This window comes from Nocardioides glacieisoli (assembly GCF_004137245.1).
Classification (GTDB): domain Bacteria; phylum Actinomycetota; class Actinomycetes; order Propionibacteriales; family Nocardioidaceae; genus Nocardioides; species Nocardioides glacieisoli.
On the sequence record NZ_SDWS01000002.1, the window covers coordinates 614,057 to 634,593 of the forward strand.

23 protein-coding genes are annotated in these 20,537 nt (G+C 70.1%); 13 read left to right on the forward strand and 10 right to left on the reverse strand.

The window, feature by feature from the left end; all coding sequences use genetic code 11:
- Positions 1–5 precede the first annotated feature (5 nt).
- Complete coding sequence (locus EUA06_RS07150) at positions 6–629, forward strand: L-threonylcarbamoyladenylate synthase (RefSeq protein ID WP_129474309.1); 624 nt, start codon at positions 6–8, stop codon at positions 627–629.
- Positions 630–647: 18 nt separating this feature from the next.
- Here EUA06_RS07150 and EUA06_RS07155 read toward each other — a convergent pair whose 3' ends face one another.
- The 3 genes from EUA06_RS07155 to EUA06_RS07165 form a co-directional block, all read right to left on the reverse strand.
- A complete protein-coding gene (locus EUA06_RS07155) occupies positions 648–1,091 on the reverse strand; it encodes a DUF6542 domain-containing protein (protein WP_129474310.1) in 444 nt (147 codons plus the stop codon).
- A gap of 22 nt (positions 1,092–1,113) precedes the next feature.
- Complete coding sequence (locus EUA06_RS07160) at positions 1,114–2,283, reverse strand: DNA recombination protein RmuC (RefSeq protein WP_129474311.1); 1,170 nt, start codon at positions 2,281–2,283, stop codon at positions 1,114–1,116.
- A gap of 144 nt (positions 2,284–2,427) precedes the next feature.
- Positions 2,428–3,423, reverse strand: a complete 996-nt coding sequence (locus tag EUA06_RS07165) for a GlxA family transcriptional regulator (RefSeq protein ID WP_129474312.1) — start codon at positions 3,421–3,423, stop codon at positions 2,428–2,430.
- A gap of 71 nt (positions 3,424–3,494) precedes the next feature.
- Here EUA06_RS07165 and EUA06_RS07170 point away from each other — a divergent pair, with 71 nt between their 5' ends.
- Entirely contained in the window at positions 3,495–4,823 is a 1,329-nt protein-coding gene (locus EUA06_RS07170) for an MFS transporter (protein WP_207208240.1), read from the forward strand.
- On the opposite strand, the gene EUA06_RS07175 is transcribed toward EUA06_RS07170, so the two are convergent.
- Positions 4,816–5,595 carry an exodeoxyribonuclease III gene (locus EUA06_RS07175; RefSeq protein ID WP_129474313.1) on the reverse strand — a complete coding sequence of 260 codons (780 nt, stop codon included), beginning with the start codon at positions 5,593–5,595 and terminating at the stop codon, positions 4,816–4,818. The two genes, EUA06_RS07170 and EUA06_RS07175, sit on opposite strands and share 8 nt — an antisense overlap.
- A gap of 220 nt (positions 5,596–5,815) precedes the next feature.
- Between EUA06_RS07175 and EUA06_RS07180 the strand changes: the two genes are divergently transcribed.
- Positions 5,816–6,625 carry a M57 family metalloprotease gene (locus EUA06_RS07180; protein WP_129474314.1) on the forward strand — a complete coding sequence of 270 codons (810 nt, stop codon included), beginning with the start codon at positions 5,816–5,818 and terminating at the stop codon, positions 6,623–6,625.
- A gap of 81 nt (positions 6,626–6,706) precedes the next feature.
- Entirely contained in the window at positions 6,707–8,503 is a 1,797-nt protein-coding gene (locus tag EUA06_RS07185; RefSeq protein WP_129474315.1) for an acyl-CoA dehydrogenase, read from the forward strand.
- Here EUA06_RS07185 and EUA06_RS07190 read toward each other — a convergent pair.
- Both EUA06_RS07190 and EUA06_RS07195 read right to left on the reverse strand, forming a co-directional pair.
- Positions 8,500–9,999, reverse strand: coding sequence for a PH domain-containing protein (locus tag EUA06_RS07190; RefSeq protein WP_165354295.1), 1,500 nt, complete (start codon positions 9,997–9,999; stop codon positions 8,500–8,502). The genes EUA06_RS07185 and EUA06_RS07190 overlap by 4 nt on opposite strands.
- Complete coding sequence (locus EUA06_RS07195) at positions 9,996–10,514, reverse strand: PH domain-containing protein (protein ID WP_129474317.1); 519 nt, start codon at positions 10,512–10,514, stop codon at positions 9,996–9,998. Before EUA06_RS07195 ends, EUA06_RS07190 begins: the two co-directional genes overlap by 4 nt.
- A gap of 190 nt (positions 10,515–10,704) precedes the next feature.
- On the opposite strand from EUA06_RS07195, the gene EUA06_RS22710 reads away from it, so the two are divergent.
- The 5 genes from EUA06_RS22710 to EUA06_RS07215 all read left to right on the forward strand — a co-directional run bounded on the left by EUA06_RS22710 (position 10,705) and on the right by EUA06_RS07215 (position 13,486).
- Positions 10,705–11,115 carry a hypothetical protein gene (locus EUA06_RS22710; protein WP_207208241.1) on the forward strand — a complete coding sequence of 137 codons (411 nt, stop codon included), beginning with the start codon at positions 10,705–10,707 and terminating at the stop codon, positions 11,113–11,115.
- The gene (locus tag EUA06_RS22715) at positions 11,091–11,516 is read left to right on the forward strand and encodes a M57 family metalloprotease (protein WP_207208242.1); all 426 of its coding nucleotides are present in this window, start codon (positions 11,091–11,093) and stop codon (positions 11,514–11,516) included. The genes EUA06_RS22710 and EUA06_RS22715 overlap by 25 nt, the downstream gene beginning before the upstream one ends.
- Before the next feature lie 125 nt (positions 11,517–11,641).
- The gene (ychF, locus tag EUA06_RS07205; protein WP_129474318.1) at positions 11,642–12,718 is read left to right on the forward strand and encodes a redox-regulated ATPase YchF; all 1,077 of its coding nucleotides are present in this window, start codon (positions 11,642–11,644) and stop codon (positions 12,716–12,718) included.
- A gap of 251 nt (positions 12,719–12,969) precedes the next feature.
- On the forward strand, positions 12,970–13,227 hold the full coding sequence (locus EUA06_RS07210) for a type II toxin-antitoxin system Phd/YefM family antitoxin (protein ID WP_129474319.1): 258 nt from the start codon (positions 12,970–12,972) through the stop codon (positions 13,225–13,227).
- Position 13,228: 1 nt separating this feature from the next.
- Positions 13,229–13,486, forward strand: a complete 258-nt coding sequence (locus tag EUA06_RS07215; RefSeq protein ID WP_129474320.1) for a Txe/YoeB family addiction module toxin — start codon at positions 13,229–13,231, stop codon at positions 13,484–13,486.
- 118 nt (positions 13,487–13,604) lie between these two features.
- On the opposite strand, the gene EUA06_RS07220 is transcribed toward EUA06_RS07215, so the two are convergent.
- Together EUA06_RS07220 and EUA06_RS07225 are read right to left on the reverse strand one after the other, a co-directional pair.
- The gene (locus EUA06_RS07220) at positions 13,605–14,675 is read right to left on the reverse strand and encodes a helix-turn-helix domain-containing protein (protein WP_129474321.1); all 1,071 of its coding nucleotides are present in this window, start codon (positions 14,673–14,675) and stop codon (positions 13,605–13,607) included.
- A gap of 36 nt (positions 14,676–14,711) precedes the next feature.
- On the reverse strand, positions 14,712–15,686 hold the full coding sequence (locus EUA06_RS07225; protein ID WP_207082456.1) for an alpha/beta hydrolase: 975 nt from the start codon (positions 15,684–15,686) through the stop codon (positions 14,712–14,714).
- A gap of 201 nt (positions 15,687–15,887) precedes the next feature.
- On the opposite strand from EUA06_RS07225, the gene EUA06_RS07230 reads away from it, so the two are divergent.
- Positions 15,888–17,063, forward strand: coding sequence for a serine hydrolase domain-containing protein (locus EUA06_RS07230; protein ID WP_129474322.1), 1,176 nt, complete (start codon positions 15,888–15,890; stop codon positions 17,061–17,063).
- Between the two features lie 328 nt (positions 17,064–17,391).
- Here EUA06_RS07230 and EUA06_RS07235 read toward each other — a convergent pair whose 3' ends face one another.
- Positions 17,392–18,492 carry a tyrosine-type recombinase/integrase gene (locus tag EUA06_RS07235; RefSeq protein ID WP_242498004.1) on the reverse strand — a complete coding sequence of 367 codons (1,101 nt, stop codon included), beginning with the start codon at positions 18,490–18,492 and terminating at the stop codon, positions 17,392–17,394.
- 57 nt (positions 18,493–18,549) lie between these two features.
- Positions 18,550–18,780 (reverse strand): helix-turn-helix domain-containing protein, encoded by a 231-nt coding sequence (locus EUA06_RS07240; RefSeq protein ID WP_129474323.1) that lies wholly within the window; start codon positions 18,778–18,780, stop codon positions 18,550–18,552.
- A gap of 26 nt (positions 18,781–18,806) precedes the next feature.
- Here EUA06_RS07240 and EUA06_RS22320 point away from each other — a divergent pair, with 26 nt between their 5' ends.
- The 3 genes from EUA06_RS22320 to EUA06_RS07250 all read left to right on the forward strand — a co-directional run bounded on the left by EUA06_RS22320 (position 18,807) and on the right by EUA06_RS07250 (position 20,535).
- Positions 18,807–18,956: a hypothetical protein gene (locus EUA06_RS22320; RefSeq protein ID WP_165354296.1), complete on the forward strand. Its 150-nt coding sequence runs from the start codon at positions 18,807–18,809 to the stop codon at positions 18,954–18,956.
- A gap of 35 nt (positions 18,957–18,991) precedes the next feature.
- Positions 18,992–19,621, forward strand: a complete 630-nt coding sequence (locus EUA06_RS07245) for an NADPH-dependent F420 reductase (protein ID WP_129474324.1) — start codon at positions 18,992–18,994, stop codon at positions 19,619–19,621.
- Positions 19,622–19,689: 68 nt separating this feature from the next.
- Positions 19,690–20,535: an alpha/beta fold hydrolase gene (locus EUA06_RS07250; protein WP_129474325.1), complete on the forward strand. Its 846-nt coding sequence runs from the start codon at positions 19,690–19,692 to the stop codon at positions 20,533–20,535.
- The last annotated feature ends 2 nt before the right edge of the window (positions 20,536–20,537 follow it).

The following is a 20,537-nucleotide window of genomic DNA, read 5'->3' on the forward strand; positions in this document are numbered from 1 at the left end:
GAGAGATGGCTCGCTTCGTCGACATCCACCCCGACAACCCGCAGCCGCGGCTGGTCACCCAGGTCGTCGACGCGCTCCGCAACGACGAGCTGATCGCCTACCCGACCGACTCCGGCTACGCGCTGGGCGCCCAGCTCGGCAACCGAGCGGGGCGTGACCGGATCCTGAAGATCCGCGAGCTCGACGACCGCCACCACTTCACGCTGATGTGCAAGGACTTCGCCCAGCTCGGGCAGTTCGTGCACGTGGAGAACTACGCGTTCCGTGCGATCAAGGCCGCGACGCCCGGGCCGTACACCTTCATCCTCCCGGCCACCGGCGAGGTCCCGAAGCGGCTGATGCACCCCAAGAAGCGCACGGTCGGCGTTCGGATCCCCGACCACGCGCTGGTGTGCGCGCTGCTCGAGGAGCTCGGCGAGCCGATCCTCACCAGCACCCTGATCCTGCCCGGCGAGACCGAGGCGCGGACCATGGGCTGGGAGATCAAGGAGGACCTCGACCACTCCGTCGACATCGTCGTCGAGTCGGGCGAGGTCACCGCCGAGCCCACCTCGGTGATCGACTGGTCGGAGGCCCAGCCCGTCGTCGTACGCCACGGGGCGGGCGACGTGTCGCGCTTCGAGGAGTGACCCCCAGCCGGATCCGGCTCAGGCCGGGCGTGACAGCTCGCGGCTGAGCTCGGTCGCGATGTCGGCCTCGCCCTCGCGGTGCAGCCGCCAGGCGAGCCAGCCCAGGCAGAGGGCGTAGCCGAGGAAGAGGGCGACGCCGTGCGTGGCCACCCCCGAGACGAGCGCCTGCAGCAGGCTGTCGGCCGGGTCGGCGATCGCATCGCGGGCGACCAGCGCGACGAAGGCGAAGACCAGCGTCATCAGGAACGGCGGCAGCAGCGCGACCAGGTAGAAGTCGCGGCGGCGCACGAGCGCGGCCAGGCCGAGGCACAGCACGATGAAGCACAGGTCGAAGAAGATCGACAGCCGGCCGACGAGCAGCACATCGATGCTGACCGCGGTCAGGGTGACGGCGACTCCGAGCGACACCACCTGGCGGCCCGGCTCGCGCCCGACCTCCCAGAACGCCTCGGCCTGGTTCACGAGGCTCAACCTAGGGCGCACCTCACGCACCCTCCACGCGGCGCGCCGGGTGGTCCACCGGCTCCGGGGTGGCCTGCTCGGCGAGCAGCTCGTCGATCGTCGGGTCGTCGAGGGCGGTCGGAACGCCGTCGAGGACGGTCAGCTCGGGGGCGGCGGGGGACCGCGGGACCGCCTCGACCTGGCGGGGAGCCTCCAGCGGCTCCGACGTCACGCCCATCTCGGAGAAGCGCCGCGCGGACACCAGGACGCGTCCCTCGAGCGAGCCCATCGCCTGGTTGTACGCCGCCACGCTGGCGCCCAGTGACCGTCCGACCCGGTCGAGGTGGCCGGCCATCGAGCCGAGCCTGGCGTGGAGCTCCTGGCCGAGTCGCTGCACCTCGTGGGCCTGGGCGTTGAGCAGCTCGTGCTGCCAGCCCTGGGCGACGGTGCGCAGCAGCGCGATGAGGGTGGACGGCGTCGCGAGCACGACGTTGCGCGCGGCGGCCTGCTCGACGAGGTCGGGCACCGCCTGCAGTGCGGCCTGGAGGATGGCCTCGCCCGGCAGGAACAGCACGACGAACTCGGGCGTCCCGGCCAGCGCCTCCCAGTAGCGGCGCGACCCGAGGTCGGCCACGTGCTTGCGCACGTGCTCACCGAGACGGACCATCGCGGCGTCGTGCTCGGCCGGGTCGTCGGTGCCGGTCAGGTCGAGGAACGCCGCCAGCGGGGCCTTCGCGTCCACGGCGATCGTCCGTCCGCCCGCCAGCGACACCACGAGGTCTGGCCGCAGCCGGCCGTCGTCGAGGCGCACCTGCTCGGCGAAGTCGCAGCGGTCCACCAGACCGGCCAGCTCGACCGTGCGGCGCAGGTGGAGCTCGCCCCACTGCCCGCGCACCTGCGGCTTGCGCAGGGCGGCGGCCAGCGTGCTGGTCTCGCGGCGGAGCGTGTCGGTCGAGAGGCGAACGTCGGCCACCTGCTGGTGCAGCTGCGCCTGCCACGCCACCCGGTCGTGGGCGAGGTCGCTGAGCTGGTCCTGCAGGCGCTCGAGCCCGTCCTGGACGACGGCGTGGTCGGCGACGCGCTGCTGGAGCGCGGCCACGGCGACGTCGTCCTCGGGGCGGCTGCGCGACCACAGCACGCCGATCAGGGTGCCGAGACCGAGGCCGACGGCGAGGACCAGCGCCAGGGTGAGCAGCAGGGGGAAGGTGTCCATGGATCCAGCATGGCCGGGCCCACCGACAGCGTGGGGGACCTCGCGGCCGACCGGGGTAGTCCAGTGAGAATTGGCTGTGGCGGACCGAAGTTCGCAGCCATCCGTCACTGGACTACCCCGGCCGGACAGCCAGAGGTCACTGGACTACGCCGAGGTCGAGGCGCCCCGGAACGTACGCCGGTAGGCCGACGGCGAGACGCCGACGCTCGTCCGGAGGTGCTGGCGCAGCGACGCGGCGGTGCCCATCCCGGCACGGGTCGCGACCTGGTCGACCGGCAGGTCGGTGGCCTCGAGCAGGTGCTGCGCGTGGCGGACCCGCTGCTGGGTGACCCAGGCACCGGGGGACTGGCCGGTCTCCTCGCGGAAGCGACGGGTGAAGGTGCGCACGCTCATCGACGACCGGCGCGCGAGCGTGGTCACGTCGAGCGGCTGGTGGAGGTGGGCCTGCGCCCACGCACGTACGTCGCTCGTCGACTCGTCCGAGCGCCGCGGCACCTGCCGCTCGATGAACTGCGCCTGCCCGCCGTCGCGCCACGGCGGGACGACCATGTGCCGCGCGACCGCGTTCGCGACCGCGGTGCCGTGGTCGGTGCGCACGAGGTGGAGGCAGAGGTCGATGCCGGCGCTCAGCCCGGCCGAGGTCAGCACCCGTCCGTCGTCGGTGAAGAGGACGTCCTCATCGACCGCCGCCGCGGGGTAGAGGCGGCGGAAGTCGTCGGCGTACTTCCAGTGCGTCGTGGCTCGGTGGCCGTCGAGGATCCCGGCGGCCGCGAGGACGAAGGCGCCGGTGCAGATCGAGACCCAGCGTGCCCCGGCCGGGACTGTCGCGAGCGCCGCACGCAGGTCGTCGGGCAGCGTGCCCTCGCGCCGCGGACCGGCGATCTGGGTGCCCGGGACGATGACGGTCTGCGCCGTGGCGAGCGCCTCGATGCCGGCCGACGGGGCGATCGCGTAGCCACGGGTGGCCGCCACCGGACCGCCGTCGAGCGACACGACCTGGACGTCGTAGAGCGGGTGGCCGTCCTCGTCGAACGCCTCGCCGAGCACCTGCGGCGGGATGGTGAGGTCGTAGCCGATCACCGGCGGGATCGCGAGCACGACGACGCGGTGCGGGACCGGTGTGGACGACTCGGGAGGCATGGCCGAATCCTTGCACATGTTGACAATTCTGCCACTCGTTTAGAAGTCCCTGCGTGCGAGAGGCTGGCCCGGTGACGACGACGAGCGCAGGCGCGCCCACCTCCCCGGGACACGACGAGCGTCCTGAGGGCTTGCACTGGGCGTGGGTCGTCGCCGCCGTGGCCTTCGTGACCCTCGTCGGCGCCGCGGCCTTCCGCTCGGTGCCCGGCGTGCTGATCGAGCCGCTGCACGACGAGTTCGGCTGGTCGCACGGCCTGATCGGGTCCGCCGTGTCGCTCAACCTCATGCTCTTCGGCCTGATGTCCCCGTTCGCCGCCGCCCTGATGGATCGCTTCGGGGTGCGTCCGGTGGTCACGTTCGCGCTCGTCATGGTCTCCGTCGGCAGCGGCCTGACGGTGTTCATGACCGAGCCGTGGCAGCTGATCCTGTGCTGGGGCCTGCTGGTCGGACTGGGCACCGGCTCGATGTCGATGGCCTTCGTCGCCACCATCACCAGCCGGTGGTTCGTCGCCCGCCGCGGCCTGGTCAGCGGCATCCTCACCGCCGGCAACGCCACCGGCCAGCTGATCTTCCTGCCGGTCGTCGCATGGCTCGCCACCAACCACGGCTGGCGTACGGCGGCGCTGCTGGCCGCCCTCGCGTCCCTCGCCGTCATCCCCCTGGTCCTGCTCTTCCTGCGCAACCACCCGGCCGACATGGGTCTGCGGGCCCTCGGGGCCACCGACGCCGACCCCGGGCCGCCGCCGCACCAGCAGGTCGGGTCGAGCGCCGGCCGGGCGCTCGGGGTGCTCCGCGATGCTGCGCGGAGTCGTACGTTCTGGCTGCTGTCCGGCGGGTTCGCGATCTGCGGGATGACCACCAACGGCCTGATCGCCACCCACTTCGTGCCGGCGGCGCACGACCACGGGATGCCCGCCACCACGGCAGCGTCACTGCTCGCCGTGGTCGGCATCTTCGACGTCGTCGGCACGATCGCGTCGGGCTGGCTCACCGACAAGGTCGACCCGCGGCTGCTGCTCGTCGGCTACTACGTCCTGCGGGGCGTCGGCCTGATGACGCTGCCGGCGCTGATGGCGCCGCACGTGGCGCCGAGCATGTGGGTCTTCATCATCGTCTACGGCCTCGACTGGGTGGCGACCGTGCCGCCGACGGTCGCGCTGTGCCGCGAGCACTTTGGGGGAGGGGTCGGGCCGATCGTCTTCGGCTGGGTCTTCGCGAGCCACCAGATCGGCGCGGCCGTCGCCGCCACCGGCGCGGGCGTCGTCCGCGACGTCACCGGCGGCTACGACCCGGCGTTCTACGCCGCTGCCGGGCTCTGTGCGGTCGCGGGCCTGATGTCGTACGCCATCCGGCGGGTGCCGACTCCGGCGGCGACGCCGGAACAGGTGCCGGTCAGCTGAGATCCACGACGACCGGTGCGTGGTCGGACGGCGAGCCGGTGCCCTGCGCCGGGTCGCGCTCGTCCTTGTCGATGAAGGCGCCGGTGACCCGCGAGGCCAGTGACGGGGACGCCACCACGAAGTCGATCTTGAGCCCGCGGTCGCGCTCGAAGCGCTGGCGGTAGTAGTCCCAGTAGGTGTAGCCGGGGGCGTGCGCGCGGGTCACCTCGGCGTACCCGTCGTCGAGGAAGCCCTGGAACGCGGCGCGCTCCGGCGGTGTGACGTGGGTCGACTTCTGGAACTGCGCCGGGTCGAAGACGTCGTCGTCGGTCGGGCAGATGTTCCAGTCGCCGACCATCGCGGTCGGGGTGTCGAGCCAGCCACGCGCGCTCTCGCGCAGGCTCGCGAGCCAGTCGAGCTTGTAGGCGTAGTGCGGGTCGTCGGGCTTGCGGCCGTTCGGCACGTAGAGCGACCAGATCCGTACGCCGTCGCAGGTCGCGGCGATCGCGCGGGCCTCCTCGGCCGCCGGGTCGCCCCACGTCGGCATCCCTTCGAAGCCGACCTGCACGTCGTCCAGGCCGACGCGGGAGAGCAGCGCGACGCCGTTCCACTGGTTGAGCCCGGCGACCGCGATGTCGTAGCCGAGGGCCTGCAGCCCCATCAGCGGCAGCTGGTCCTCGCGGGCCTTGGTCTCCTGCAGTGCGAGCACGTCGATGTCGTGGCGCTGCACGAACGCCTCGACGCGGTCGATGCGGGAGCGGAGGGAGTTGACGTTCCAGGTGGCGATGCGCACGAGACCACCCTAGGGAGGCTGCGCGCACGCTCACGACCGTGGGTCGCGGAAGGTTTTACGGAAGGAGCCCTTTGCAGACCGGTCGGTCATGGGCGAGGTTCAGCGGCAGCGCACTGGTCTCGGGAACTTCGTGCTCACCATCGGTTCGACCTCGGTCGATCCATTTCAAAGACTCCGAGATGGCGTGTGCCCACATCCCCCATCAAGGAGAACAATCACGATGCAGCGCAGTCGACTCGGGGCGATCGCCCTCGGCACCTCGGCACTTCTCGGCGCGGCCCTCGCCTCACCGGCACTGGCCGCCACGGACACGGAGATCCCGTCGTTCTCGGAGTACCAGGCCACGGCCTACCAGGACGCGGACAAGCAGTACATCGTCAACGGCGACGAGCCGATCGCCACCACCGGCGAGCTCAAGGCCTACTACGACCGCATGGTCCACGGTTCGGAGGAGGCCATGGAGGACGGCCTCATCGTCAACACCGTCGGCGGCGTCGACGACAAGTGGTCGGCGAGCCAGGTGCGCAACCTGACCTACTGCGTCAGCACGAAGTTCGGCAGCCGGTACGCCGACGTCGTGAGCGCGATGGCCAGCGGCGCCCAGCTGTGGGAGGACGCCTCGGCGGTGGACTTCGTCTACGTGTCGTCCCAGGACGCGAACTGCAACACGCGCAACAAGAGCGTGCTGTTCTCGGTCGAGCCCGTCCAGACCTCGCAGTACATCGCGCGCGCGTTCTTCCCCAGCACCCCGAAGCGCTCGCGCAACGTCCTGATCGACGACTCGATCTGGAGCTCGGGCTCCTGGACGCCGACCAACATCGTGGGCCACGAGCTGGGCCACACGCTCGGCTTCCGTCACGAGCACACGCGTCCCGAGGCCGGCACCTGCTTCGAGGACAACAACTGGCGCCCGCTGACGCCCTACGACTCGTCGTCGATCATGCACTACCCGCAGTGCAACGGCACCTCGTCGAACCTCAGCATGACGGCCACCGACCGCCAGGGAGTCGCGGCCCTCTACGGCGCGTGATCGCGTAGCCCGACCAGATACGCGAACGCCCCTTCCGTCCCGAGCGGAGGGGGCGTTCGTCTGCCCGGATACCGTCTGCAGGTGCCCTCCACCATCCTCTCCGCCCGCGACCTCGAGTTCATGCTCTTCGAGTGGCTCGACGTCGAGCGGCTCAGCGAGCGCCCGCGCTTCGCCGACCACGACCGCGAGTCGTACGACGCCCTGCTGGCGCTCTGCGAGGAGCTGGCCACCGAGCACTTCGCCACCCACTACCGCAAGAGCGACACCGAGGAGCCGACGTTCGACGGCTCGACGGTGACCCTCATCCCGGAGATCGAGGCGGCGCTGCAGAAGCTCTCGCGGGCCGACCTGCTCACCCTGTCGCTCGACGAGGAGCACGGCGGCATGCAGGTGCCGCGCGTCGTGGCGTCGGCCTGCATGGCGTGGTTCACCGCCGCCAACATCGGCACCGCGGCGTACTCCTTCCTCACCATCGCCAACGCGGGGCTGCTGCTCGCGCACGGCTCGCCCGAGCAGGTCGAGCGCTACGTCGGGCCGATGCTGGAGGGCCGCTTCTTCGGCACCATGACGCTCTCCGAGCCGCACGCCGGCTCCAGCCTCGGCGACGTCGTCACCCGAGCGGTGCCCGCCGACGACGGCACCCACCGGATCTTCGGCAGCAAGATGTGGATCTCCGGCGGCGACCACGAGATGGGCGACAACATCGTCCACCTGGTGCTGGCCAAGCTGCCCGACGCGCCCGCCGGGTCGCGCGGCATCTCGCTCTTCATCGTGCCGAAGCACCTCGTCAACGAGGACGGCTCGATCGGCGAGCGCAACGACGTCTCGCTGGCCGGCATCAACCACAAGCTCGGCAGCCGCGGCACGGTCAACACCGCACCGGTCTTCGGCGACGGCGCGTTCACGCCGGGTGGTGCGCCGGGCGCCGTCGGCTACCTCGTCGGCGAGCCCCACAAGGGCCTCTCCTACATGTTCCACATGATGAACGCCGCCCGCCTCGGCGTCGGGATGTCGGCGACCACCACCGCCTACACGGCCTACCTCAAGTCCCTGGAGTACGCCCGCTCCCGCCCGCAGGGCCGCTCGCTCACCGCCGCCGACCCGACCGGGCCGCAGGTGCCGATCATCGAGCACGCCGACGTGCGACGGATGCTGCTGGCGCAGAAGTCCTACGTCGAGGGAGCGCTCGCGCTCAACCTCTGGTGCAGCCGGCTCCTCGACGAGCAGGTGACCGCCACCGACGACGCCGAGCGGCTCGCCACCGGCCAGCTCCTCGACGTGCTCACGCCGATCGCGAAGTCGTGGCCCTCGCAGTGGGGACAGGAGTCGTGCAGCCTGGCGATCCAGGTGCTGGGCGGTTCGGGCTACACCCGCGACCACGACATCGAGGCCCACTGGCGCGACCAGCGGCTCAACCCGATCCACGAGGGCACCCACGGCATCCAGGCGCTCGACCTGCTCGGGCGCAAGGTGCTCGGCGGCGGTGGCGCCGCGCTGCTCGCACTGGCCGCGAAGATCGAGGAGACCGTCGCGCGGGCGACCGAGCTCGGCGGCGAGCCCGCTGCCCGCGCCGCTGCACTCAAGGCGATGGTCGACCGGCTGGGCGAGGTCACCTTCGGCCTCGCCGGGCTCGGCGACCCGGAGCGGATCATGGCCAACGCCACCGTCTACCTCGAGGCCGCGGGTCACGTCGTGATCGCGTGGATGTGGCTCGAGCAGCTCGTCGCGGTCGGTGAGCAGCAGGGCGACTTCTACGACGGCAAGCGCGCGGCCGCTCGCTACTTCTTCGGATGGGAGCTGCCCAAGGTCACGCCGATGCTCGACCTGCTCGCGTCGGGCGACACGACGACGCTGGACATGCGGGCGAGCTGGTTCTAGACCTCGAGGAACTCGGTCAGCAGGCCGGGCGTCGCAGCAGCCGCGAGCTCGACGGCGACGGTGAGGCGAACGTCCCGCACCAGCACCCGCTCGTTGCCCGCGGCCGTGGTCGCGACGAGGTCGGCGAGCCCGATGCGGCGCTGCCACCACGACTGGGAGACGACCCAGCCGATGATGCCGTCGGTCTCGAGGACGGTGCGCACGCGCGCCAGGATCCCGCTGCCCGCGACCAGGTGGTCGCCGGCGAGGGCGTGGCCGAGGTGGCGGTACGACGACTCGCCGGCCGCCGCGGCCGCCAGCAGCAGGGCGAGACCGCCGAGGCCGACCCACCACCAGGTGACGCCGAACCACCAGGTGGCGGCAGCACCCGCGGCGACGACGACCAGCGCGTCGCGCAGCTGGCGGAACCAGGCCCGGCGGCGGGCGAGCGGCCCGTGCGCGACCAAGGGGTCGGTGAGCGGGCCGCGGTGCTCGAGGACGGACTCGCCCACTCCGACCGCGACGTCGCGCGGACACGGCGGCAGCACCTGCGTCACCCCGTCCTCGACGCCGGTCGCCAGCGTCGAGAGCTCGGCGCCGCCGACGACCCGCATGAGGAGCGGCTCGGTCATCTCGACGCCGCGCACCTTGGCCTCCTCGACCGTGATCGAGCGGGTGGTGAAGAGCCCGCTCGTGAGGTGCAGCGACCCGTGCTCGCGGATCAGGAGGAAGCGCCACCACTGGACGACGTACCCCGTCACCGACACGACGAGCCAGACGGCGAGCCCAGCGACGGCGAGGACGAGGACGACCGCCGTGAGGGCGAACTGCATCACCCAGTCCCACGTCGAGCGCGCGGTCTCCTCGTTCCAGATCGGCAGGTCGTCGCCGAACTGCGAGAGCACGCCGAGGGCGCCGGCCAGGAGGACCAGGCGAGCGAGGCTGAAGGGTGCGAAGCGCAGCCACGACCAGTCGATCCGGGCGAGCTCGACGGGGACCGCGACCGGCGCCGGGGCCACGCCCTCGGGGGCGTCGGGGTCGCTGGGAACGACGGCCGGTGCCTCGCGGCGGCGCAGGAGCGTCGTACGCAGTGCGTCGGCGTCCGCGGCGGCCAGCGCGTCGAGGGTGATGCGGTCGTCGTCGACGCCCGTGCCGACCTGCACCTTCTGGAGGCCGAGGACGCGGTGGAGGAGCGACGCCTCGAGGTCGACGCTGCGGACCCGGTCGAGCGGCGCCGTGGACGTGTTCTTGTTGAGGACGCCGGACCGCACCTGGATCTGGGTGTCGGTGAGGCGGTAGTGCGTGGTCAGCCACGGGAGCGCGCCGAAGAGCAGCGGCGCGACGATCGCGATCGGGAGGATCACCCAGCCGAACCCGGAGTCGCTCCGGCTGATGCCGACCAGCGCGACCACGAGGGGGACGACCGCCTGGCCGATGGCCTTGACCGGGTCGAGCAGGAGCTTGCGCGGACTCAGCCGCAACCACCCCTCGCCCGGGGAGCCGGGGGTGGGGATCACGTGGCGTCGTCCTCCGTGGCGGCGGTGATCGCGGTCAGTCGCGCCACGACCTCGCGGGCCGTGTCGGCGTCGAGGCAGTCGACGGTGATCGGGCCGGCGGCGGAGGCGGTCGTGACGGTGATCGAGGCCAACCCGAAGAGCCGCATCAGCGCACCCTGCCGTGAGTCGACGGTCTGCACGCGGCTGATCGGCGCGATGCGGGTCTCGCGCCCGATCCAGCCGGAGCGCGTGTGGACGGCCGTGTCGGTGACCTCCCACCGGTGGACCCGGTAGCGGATCTGCGGCATCAGCACCACGTGGGCGATCGCAGCCGCCGCGACCAGCAGCACGAGGACCAGCGTCCAGCCCGGGACGTCGGGGATGAGGACGTACGCCACCACGACGGCGACCACGAGGACCGCGTCACCGATCAGGGCCGACACCCGCCAGAACGGGACCGCCTGGGGTGAGACCCGGTGGGCCGGCTCCCGCAGCACGGCTGCGTGCACGACCGGTCCCGCCCCCTCGTCGCTCATGCGCTGAGTCTTGCAGGTCGGACCGCATCGGCGAACTTGTGCAATCCGGCGATCCGTCGGGCCGGCTGACGAACTTCTGCAGGTTCGTGCAGTGCACACACCTGACCCTGACCAGGCCTTCCCCTCTGGTCTAGACCGCGATGTGGTGGAGGGGCCAACACCAATCCAACCGGAAGAAGTGACAGCACCCATGAAGACCACGATCACCAGGACATTGGCCGCCGCCCTCGGAGCAGGTGCGCTGGCTGCGTCGATGCAGCCGGCGAGTGCAGCACCCGCTCGGGAGGACGTGCCGAGCTTCCAGGAGTTCAAGGCCGCGACCTTCCAGGACGTCGGCGGTCAGTACGTCGTGAACGGCGACGAGACGATCGCGACCACCCAGGAGCTGCGCACCTACTACGACAGCATGGTCGGCTCCAAGTACACCGACTCGCAGTCGCTGGTCATCAACACCGTGGGCGGAGCCGACGACAAGTGGTCGGCCACCACGGCCCGCAACCTCACCTACTGCGTCAGCGACCGCTTCGGCTCCTACAAGTCCGCGATGGTCTCGGCGATGCAGTCAGGCGCAGGTCAGTGGGAGGCCGCGTCGAGCGGGTGAACTTCACCTACGTCCCGTCCGCCGACGCGAGCTGCACCGTGAGCAACAACACCGTGCTCTTCTCCGTCGAGCCGGTGAACACCAGCCAGTACATCGCCCGGGCGTTCTTCCCGAGCACGCCGGACAGCCAGCGCAACGTCCTGGTCGACGACTCGATCTGGACCTCGGGCTCCTGGACGCCGTCCAACATCATCGCCCACGAGCTCGGCCACGCACTGGGCTTCCGCCACGAGCACACGCGTCCCGAGTCGGGCACCTGCTTCGAGGACAACAACTGGCGTCCGCTGACGCCGTACGACTCGGCGTCGATCATGCACTACCCGCAGTGCAACGGATCGTCGAGCGACCTCTCCATGACGGAGACCGATCGCCAGGGCGTGCGGACCGTCTACGGCTCCTGAGCCGACACGTCCCCTGACCGGGGGGAGGGCCCGACCCGCTGTGAACATCCAGCGGGTCGGGCCCTTCTGTCGTCCCGGGTTGGCGTTTCGTGCGGGCGTCCGTCGCCGCCGTAGACTCCCCGCCCGTGGCTCTCACCATCGGCATCGTCGGTCTCCCCAACGCGGGCAAGTCGACGCTCTTCAACGCACTGACCAAGAACGACGTCCTCGCGGCGAACTATCCGTTCGCGACGATCGAGCCCAACGTCGGCGTCGTCGGTGTCCCCGACGACCGCCTCGCGAAGCTCGCGGAGGTGTTCGGCTCGGCGAAGCTGCTGCCTGCGACGGTCGAGTTCGTCGACATCGCCGGCATCGTCCGCGGCGCCTCCCAGGGGGAGGGCCTCGGCAACAAGTTCCTCAGCCACATCCGTGAGTCCTCCGCGATCTGCCAGGTGACGCGCGTCTTCCGCGACGAGGACGTCACCCACGTCGACGGTGAGGTCAACCCCGCCAACGACATCTCGACGATCCAGACCGAGCTGATCTTCGCCGACCTCGAGACCGTCGATCGCGCGATCGCCCGGCTCGAGAAGGAGTCGCGCAAGGTCAAGGACCTGGTCGCCAACCTCGAGGCCGCCCGCGCTGCCAAGGATGCGCTCGAGTCGGGCAGCTCGATCATCGCGACCGACATCGACCGCTCCCTGCTGCGCGAGCTGTCGCTGCTGACGGCCAAGCCGTTCATCTACGTCTTCAACTGCGACGCCGACGAGCTGGCCGACGAGGCCCTCAAGGACAAGATGCGCGCCATCATCGCGCCGGCCGAGGCGATCTTCCTCGACGCGAAGTTCGAGGCCGACCTGGCCGAGATGGACGACGACGAGACGGCGCACGAGATGCTCGCCGAGATGGGCATCACCGAGTCGGGACTGGACCAGCTCGCCCGTGTCGGCTTCGACACCCTCGGCCTGCAGACCTACCTGACCGCGGGTCCCAAGGAGACGCGGGCCTGGACGATCCGGAAGGGTGCGACCGCTCCCGAGGCCGCCGGCGTCATCCACACCGACTTCCAGAAGGGCTTCATCAAGGCCGAGATCGTCTCCTTCGACGACCTGATGGCGCTCGGCACCATGCAGAAGGCCAAGGAGGCCGGCAAGGTGCGCATGGAGGGCAAGGACTACGTGATGGCCGACGGCGACGTGGTGGAGTTCCGCTTCAACGTCTGAATCGACGCAAAACTGCAGGTCGGGCGGGGTGTGACCGCTTCCAGTCCGCACAGAGTCCGCAACAGTCCTGGCGTGATGGGCTCGAGCTGGCCGCTCGGAGGGCCGATCTCCGGACCCCGGGTGCTGCCAGTGACCCACCCGCGAGGTGCCTCTCTGGCGACGGATTCGGCGCCGCGGTCGAGCAGGGCTGACCAATCGGCTTGCCGCTACGCCAACCCGGACGTACACTTTTCTGTACAGAAAGGTGGACCATGAAGACGATGAGCTACACCGAGTCCCGAGCCCGCTACGCCGAGGTACTCGACAGCGTCACCGACGACCGTGAAGAGGTCGTCATCACCCGCGCCGGTCACGAGCCCGTTGTCATCGTCTCGCTCGAGGACTACGAGTCCCTGCGCGAAACTGCCTACCTGATGCGCTCACCTGCGAATGCTCGACGACTCCTGGATGCGATGGAGAGGTTGGAAGCCGGTCACGGCGAAGCTCACGACCTGCTCGAGACCGACTGACGTGCTGCTCGTCTGGGACGAGAACGCCTGGCAGGACTACCTGTGGTGGCAGGCACAGGATCGCAAGGTCCTCAAACGGATCAACACCCTCCTCGCAGACATCCAGCGCAACGGCAACCAGGGCATCGGCAAGCCGGAGCCGCTCAAGCACGATTTCGCCGGCTACTGGTCGCGACGCATAACCGATGAACACCGTCTGGTGTACAAGATCGCGGATCAGGAAGTGCGCATAGCCGCGTGTCGCTACCACTATGGATAGCGCCCCGGGCCCTGTGACAACCAGGCCCCACCGCCGCTGACATTCACTCGGGACCGGTCCGATCGCGGCGGAAAGACGCAATAGCCGGGGGCGTTCAGATACCGGTGTGATCGCGGATCTAGCCGAACCGACCGTCAGAACCCTCAGGTGTGGCGGTGGGCGCGGGTAGGTCCAAGACGCGCGAGTGGCGCAGGCGCCAGACGAGGTACGCCGTTCCAAGGCGTGTGCGCCCGTAGCCCTCGAATGGGTCGAACCCGAGGGTTGCGTTCACGGTCTCGAGGCGCGACTGCATCGTGCTGTGGTGCACGCCGGCTTCGCGAGCTGCCTGCCGCAACGAGTGCGACCGGACGACCGAAGCCAAGGTCTCCGCGCCCCACGCATAGGCCATCACCGCGTCGACCAGCGCGACGTCGGGCTGGAAGGAGCCGTCCGGCGCGTCGGCGAGCAGCCCGATCAGTCCGCCGAAGTCGTCGGCCAGGACCGACCCGACCGCCGGCGGATCGCACAGCCGCAGCGCGACGAGAGCTGTGCGGAAGGAGTGGTGAAGGTCCTCCACCTCGGTGGCCACCCCGACCCCGCTGGGTACAGCGGTCACCTCGTGTGCACTGGCCGGTAGGACCAGCGCGTGGATTGCACCGAAACGCGTTGCAACGACGTCCTCGGGGCCCTGCGGGTGCTCGGGCCACACGGCGAAGAGCGGCGCACAGACCACTCGGTAGCGCGTCCCCGGACGCAGTCCGAGGGTGATCGCCGAGACGCAGCGGGCCTGAACGTCCACGTCGGGATCGAGCAGCAGGCTCAGGTCGCGGCGGTGGTCGCTCTCACGCCCGCGGCCGTGCCGCATGCGAACCGCCAGGGCGAGTCGCTCCAGCACGATGGCGTCGTTGGGCTGCCGCGCCCCGTTCCGCTCCAACCACACTGTCAGTCCGTCGCTCACATCCTGCTGGAAGGCCGGGTCCACCTCCGGTCGTACGCCGTCCGCGTGATGGCCGCGGTGATCGATGCGCACGGTCCGGGCCGGCGTCTCGGAGTGGAAGCCAGCGACGCAGCCAGAGAGCGATGCGGCAGCGGCAAGCAGCGCGCGCGTGTTGACGTTGCCGACCATGAGCTCGTCGAAGCAGGCGATGACGCGCAGCCCGAGGCTCGCGCTCGGGTCGAGCCGGGCAATGCGGCCGAGCAGCTCCTGCACGACGACCTCCTTCTGCGAGCGAGCGTAGTCCGGTTCTCAGTCGGCGATGATCCGCTCGACCCAGTCGTTCCTAGCCCGGATCATGGCGCGGCCGACGGAGGTATGGGCGGCAAAGATGTCGCATGCGTGGAAGGCCCCCGACCACACGTGCAGCTCCGCGTCACCGCCCGCACGCCAGATCCCGTCTGCGTAGGCGATCGCCTCGTCGCGGAAGATCTCGGCGGCACCCACGTCGATGAACGCCGGAGGCAGGCCCGAGAGGTCCCTTGCGCGGGCGGGGGCGGCGTATTCTGACACCGCCTCGGTGCCGCGGGCGTCGCCGAGCAGAGCGGTCCAGCCGGTCTCGTTGCTGACGCGGTCCCACACGCCGATGCCGTCGAACTGGTGGGTCGAGGCCGTGGTGCCGCGGTCGTCGAGCATCGGGTAGTCGAGTACCTGACCCCGTAGCGCCGGTCCGTCCCGGTCGCGGGCTGCGAGCGCAAGGCCTGCTGCGAGCCCACCTCCGGCGCTCGCTCCTGCGACCACGAGGCGGTCACGCCGCAGGCCCCAATCCCCTGCACGCGAGGCAGCGGCCTCGAGCGCGGTGTACATGTCGTCGAAGGGGTACGGGTGCCGGTGCTCGGGTGCCAAGCGATACTCCACTGTCACGAGGACCGCGCCGAAGTCGGACACCCAGTCGAGGACCAGGTCGATCCCGCTGAAGCGGTCGCCGAACATCAGCCCGCCCGAGTGCGCATACACCACGCCCGGGCGCTCACCAGGCGCATCCTTGGGACGCAGCACCGACACGGCGACCTCATGCCCGTCCGGAGCGACGACCACGTCGTCGGTGCAGACGATGCCCTTGGCAAGGAGGAGGTCATCGATCGGCGGCGCCGCGTAGGACGTACGCATGAAATCAATGAGGTCGGGCGTGATCGTCGGCGGGAACATGCCGCCGACCACCGTCAGGCCGGCCCGCAGCTCGGCGTCGAACGGCGGGCGCGCGACGGGCTGCACCTCGGCTGTCACAGGTCTCTCCGCATCTTGTGCAATCAGCGAATCGCAGTTTGGGCGTCTCAGTAGATCGGCTGGCTCGCCAGCCTGCCACCGCCATGTGGCGGTCGTCACTCCTCCGACCCAGACGTCTTGTCGGTTCCCACTCGCCACCGGTTGGAAGACGGTGGTCGGCAGCCGGACGGAGAAACCGTCCCCGCATTCTGAGGAGCAGCCATGGCCACACACATCGACGGATCCGGGATCGACCGCGTGCTCGCCGACGCCGTGTCGGACGGCGCAGTGCCGCACGTCGCAGCGATCGTCGCCGACCGCGACGGCGTCCTTTACGAGGGCGGCGCCGGGATCCGCATAGCGGGAGAGTCTGATGACCCGGTCGGCACCTCCACCCACTTCCGCATCATGTCGATGACCAAGATGGTCTGCACCGTCGCTGCGCTGCAGCAGAAGGAACGTGGCGAGCTCGACTTCGACGCTCCGGTGGAGGAGTACGTCCCGGACTTCGCCGACGTCAAGGTGCTCGAGGGGTTCGACGGGGACGAGCCCATCCTGGTCGAGCCGCGCACGAAGGCCACGGTTCACCACCTCGTGACGCACACCTCTGGCCTGGGGTACTGGTTCTGGAACGACCAGCTCGTGAAGTACGAAGCGGCGACTGGCGTCCCGAACGTCGTACCCGGGTCGATGGCCGCCTTCGGTGCGCCCATGACGGCGCACCCCGGGGAGAAGTACGTGTACGGCATCAACACCGACTGGCTCGGCCGCGTCGTGGAGGCCGTCGCCGGCAAGAAGCTGGACGCAGTCATTGACGAGGGCATCGCTGGCCCGCTCGGCATGAGCAGCACCACATTTCACCCGGACCAGACGCAGATGGACAACGCCGTCACCGTCCACGTGAAGGGCGAGGACGGCACATGGGCGTCTGCTGGCAACATCCTCAACCCCGAACCCGACTGGTGGGCGGGCGGCCACGGCCTCTTCTCCACCCCCCGCGACTACATCCGCTTCGAGCAGGCGCTCCTGCGAGGTGGCGAGCTCAACGGCATGCGCATCCTGGACGAAGCCACGGTCGACGCCGCCTTCACCAACCAAATCGGCGACCTCGACTTCCCCGCCGAGATCCCGACTGCCGACCCGCCGATCACCGACACGATGTATGCCGGACCCGGCCACAAATGGGGCTACGGACTCCTGCTCAACAGCCACGACATCCCTGGCCGCCGCCGCGCCGGCACCGGGTCGTGGGCAGGGCTCTTCAACACCCACTTCTTCATCGACCGCACGACCGGTATCTGCGCCTCGATCTACACCAACTCGCTGCCCTTCATCACGCGTCACGAGGCCTGGAAGCTCTGCGGAGACTTTGAGGAGGCGGTGTACGCCGCGCTCTGATCGGACCGAGCGTGGAACCCATGATGCTCGGGGGTAAGGGAAAGACCGAGGCTCCTCGTGCACGTCTATCGCCCTAGCCGCCTAGCCGCCTGGTGTAGCGGCGACGTCACCACTCGCCGACTCGCTCGTGGTGAAACCTGGAGAGGTAAGAATGGTCCAGTCGCGAAAGACCGAGTCCTCGAGGAGATTGACCGACCGTCGCGCACTCATGCCGGCAGGTCCAGAAGCTGCGAGCGTCCCCGACAGGCGGCGCTGTGACGTGACACCGGCTCACGCGCGGGCGACGTGCGTCTGCGATCAGGGGCCACGGCTCACTCGGCCGGACTCGTCACCAACCTGACCGGGTCCGCGGTTGGCTCGCCGAGCGACGCGGCCATGATCGACTCTGCCGCCTTCCTCGTACGGTCCTCGCAGTCGGCCAGAGGTGTGCGTAGGTGTTCAGCGTCGTGGTTGCCTTCGCGTGGCCGAGCGAACGTTGGACGGTGACCACGTCGCACCCGGCCGCGATGAGGCCAGAAGCGTAGAAGTGCCGAAGGTCGTGGAGCTTGATATCGGACAACCCGGCGTCGCGCAGCGTCTTGCGCCAGTAGCCGACCGTGTTCTGGTGCGGTGGGTCGTCGCTCTCCCCGGCGAAGAGCCACCGATCTTTGCCGGTGGTGCCGTGAGCGGTGACGTGATCGGCGAGAACGGTGATGAGGCTGTCAGCAAGGTAGACGACGCGCTCCGAGCCGTATTTCGGCGCCCGTACGTCGATCGCCCCGCCGTTGACGCGCTGGACCTGGCGGGAGACTTTGAGCGACCTGCGGAGGAAGTCGACGTCGACAAGCCGGACTCCGGCGGCCTCGCCGAGCCGCAGGCCTGCGAAAGCGCAGAGGGCGATGAACGGCCGGAAGCGCTCGTCAGCCACGGCCATGAGCTGCCCCACCTCCTCCGGTGCGGGGATCGACATTGCGACGTCCGCGCGACGGCCGCGGGGGAGGCGTACGCCGTCGGTCGGGTCGGACCCGATCACCCTGTCCTTCACAGCAGCGCGAAACACGGACCTGACGTTGACGTACCGCGTCTTGATCGTGCCGGGGGCAAGCCCGGCGGCGTTCATCTGCTTGATCCAGGTCTCGACGTCCGATCGCCGGATCTGCTTCATCGGCTTCCCCGCGAAGGGAACGGATCTTGCCGCCAGCGACATCGCGAGGACGGTGCCGGGTGCCCAGACCTGGCGGGCCGACCACTCGCCGAAGAAGGCCGCGAACGTGATTCGCCCGGCCTTGGGGTCGGCGTAGGTGCCGGTGACCACCGCCGAGGTGACCTGGTCCAGCCACTGCTGGGCGTCGATCTTGCGATCGAAGTGCCGCGAGTGCTCCTTGCCGGCCTCGTCGCGGTACCGCGCCCGCCACTTGCCGTTGGCTCGCTTGGCGATGTTTCCCGCCATGTGATCCTCCTTCCAGGCTCTGGTCATCCTCTCTCTGAGATCCGACAGCGTCTCTTCTCAGCGGTGACCCTGTGGACGGTTGGTCTGCTCGCTGAGCCAAAGGACTAGGTCAGCTCGCCAGTAGCGGACGTGGCGGCCGACCTTGAAGCTGCGGGGTCCCGCGCCGAGGTGGCGCCAATAGCGCAAGGTGCCCTCGGGGACGCGGAGGAATGCGCAGGCCTCTTGGAGACTGAGCATCTCGTCGCCGGGGTTCTGCCGGGATCGTGGGGCGTTGGGTTGCGTGGTCATGGCGGCCTCCGGCGGGCCCGCCGACTATGGACGAGGTCGCCCCGCTCCTGGCCGGCGCCGAGGTGGCGTACGTCTGCGGCTCCTCCCGCTTCGCCGAGTTCGCGGAGGACCTGCTGATCGCCTCCGGCCTGAGCCCTGAGGCGATCCGGGTCGAGCGCTTCGGCGTCACCGGCTGAGGGAAGCAGACGGCGACGCCCTGCGTTCCACCCCCATGACGACCATCGGACTCATCGGCAGTGGACACATCGGCACGGCGATCGCGCGGCGCGCGATCGAGCAGGGGCACGACGTCGTGCTCAGCAACTCGCGCGGCCCGGAGACGCTGGCGGACCTCGTCGCGGAGCTCGGCCCGCGAGCCAGGGCGGCGACCGCGAAGGAGGCAGGGGAGGCCGGTGACCTGGTGGTCGTGACCGTCCCGTTCAAGGCCCACCTCGACGTCCCGGTCGAGCCCCTCGCGGGCAAGGTCGTCATCGACACCAACAACTACTACTTCGAGCGCGACGGCCACTACGCCGAGCTCGACGAGGGCCGCACGAGCGTGAGCGAGATGCTGGCCGCGCACCTGCCGACGTCGAAGGTCGTCAAGGCGTTCAACGCGATCCAGGCCGCCCACATCGTCACGGAGGGCCGCCCGGCCGGCGCCGACGACCGCCGCGCCCTCGCGATCGCAGGAGACGACGCGGAGGCCAAGGCGGTCGTCACCGACCTGATCGAGTCCTTCGGCTTCGACGTCGTCGACGCCGGTCCGCTCGCCGAGGGGAAGCGCTTCGAGCGCGACAAGCCGGCGTACGGCGCGGAGCTGGGTGCGGACGCCCTGCGCGAGGCCCTCGCCGCGGGCTGAGCTCCCGGCATCGCCGCCGTCGCGGCTACCGTGGGGTAACCAACCCCACCACCGCGAGGATGTCACCCATGGCCCGCCCGGCCCCGCACACGGTCGCCCTCCACGGCCACGAGCTGTCGTACGTCGACAGCGGCTCCGGCCCCGTCGTGCTCTTCATCCACGGCATCCTGGGCTCGCAGCGCCAGTGGTCCCACCTCGTCGACCGGATCGACGACGACCACCGGGTCGTCGTGCCGGACCTGTTCGGCCACGGCGAGTCGGCCAAGCCGACGGGCGACTACTCGCTCAGCTCGCACGCCGCGACCCTGCGCGACCTGCTCGACCACCTCGGGGTCGAGCGGGTCACCCTGGTCGGGCACTCGCTCGGCGGGGGCATCGCGATGCAGTTCTACTACCTCTTCCCCGACCGGGTGGACCGCCTCGTCCTCGTCTCCAGCGGCGGCCTGGGCCGGGAGGTCAACCTGGTCCTGCGCGCGGCCACCCTGCCGGGCGCCGCGCAGGTGCTGAGCGTGGCCGCCTCCGCTCCCGTCCTGGAACGAGCCGAGGCGCTGGGGCGGGGCGCGCAAAAAGTCGGGTGGAAGCCCGGGGCGGACATCGGCGCGATCTGGCGGGGCTTCACCTCGCTGGGCGACAGCGAGAGCCGGCGCGCGTTCCTCGCCACGACCCGCGCGGTCATCGACTTCGGCGGCCAGAGCATCAACGCCTACGACCACCTCGGAGCGGTGACGCCGCCGCCGACCCTGATCGTCTGGGGCTCGAAGGACCGGATGATCCCGGCCTGGCACGCGCTGAGTGCCCAGCGCGCCGTGCCCGACTGCCGCGTGGAGCTGTTCGAGGGTGCCGGCCACTTCCCGCACCTCGACGACCCCGAGCGGTTCGCGCGCGTCCTGCAGGACTTCATGACGGACGACTGACG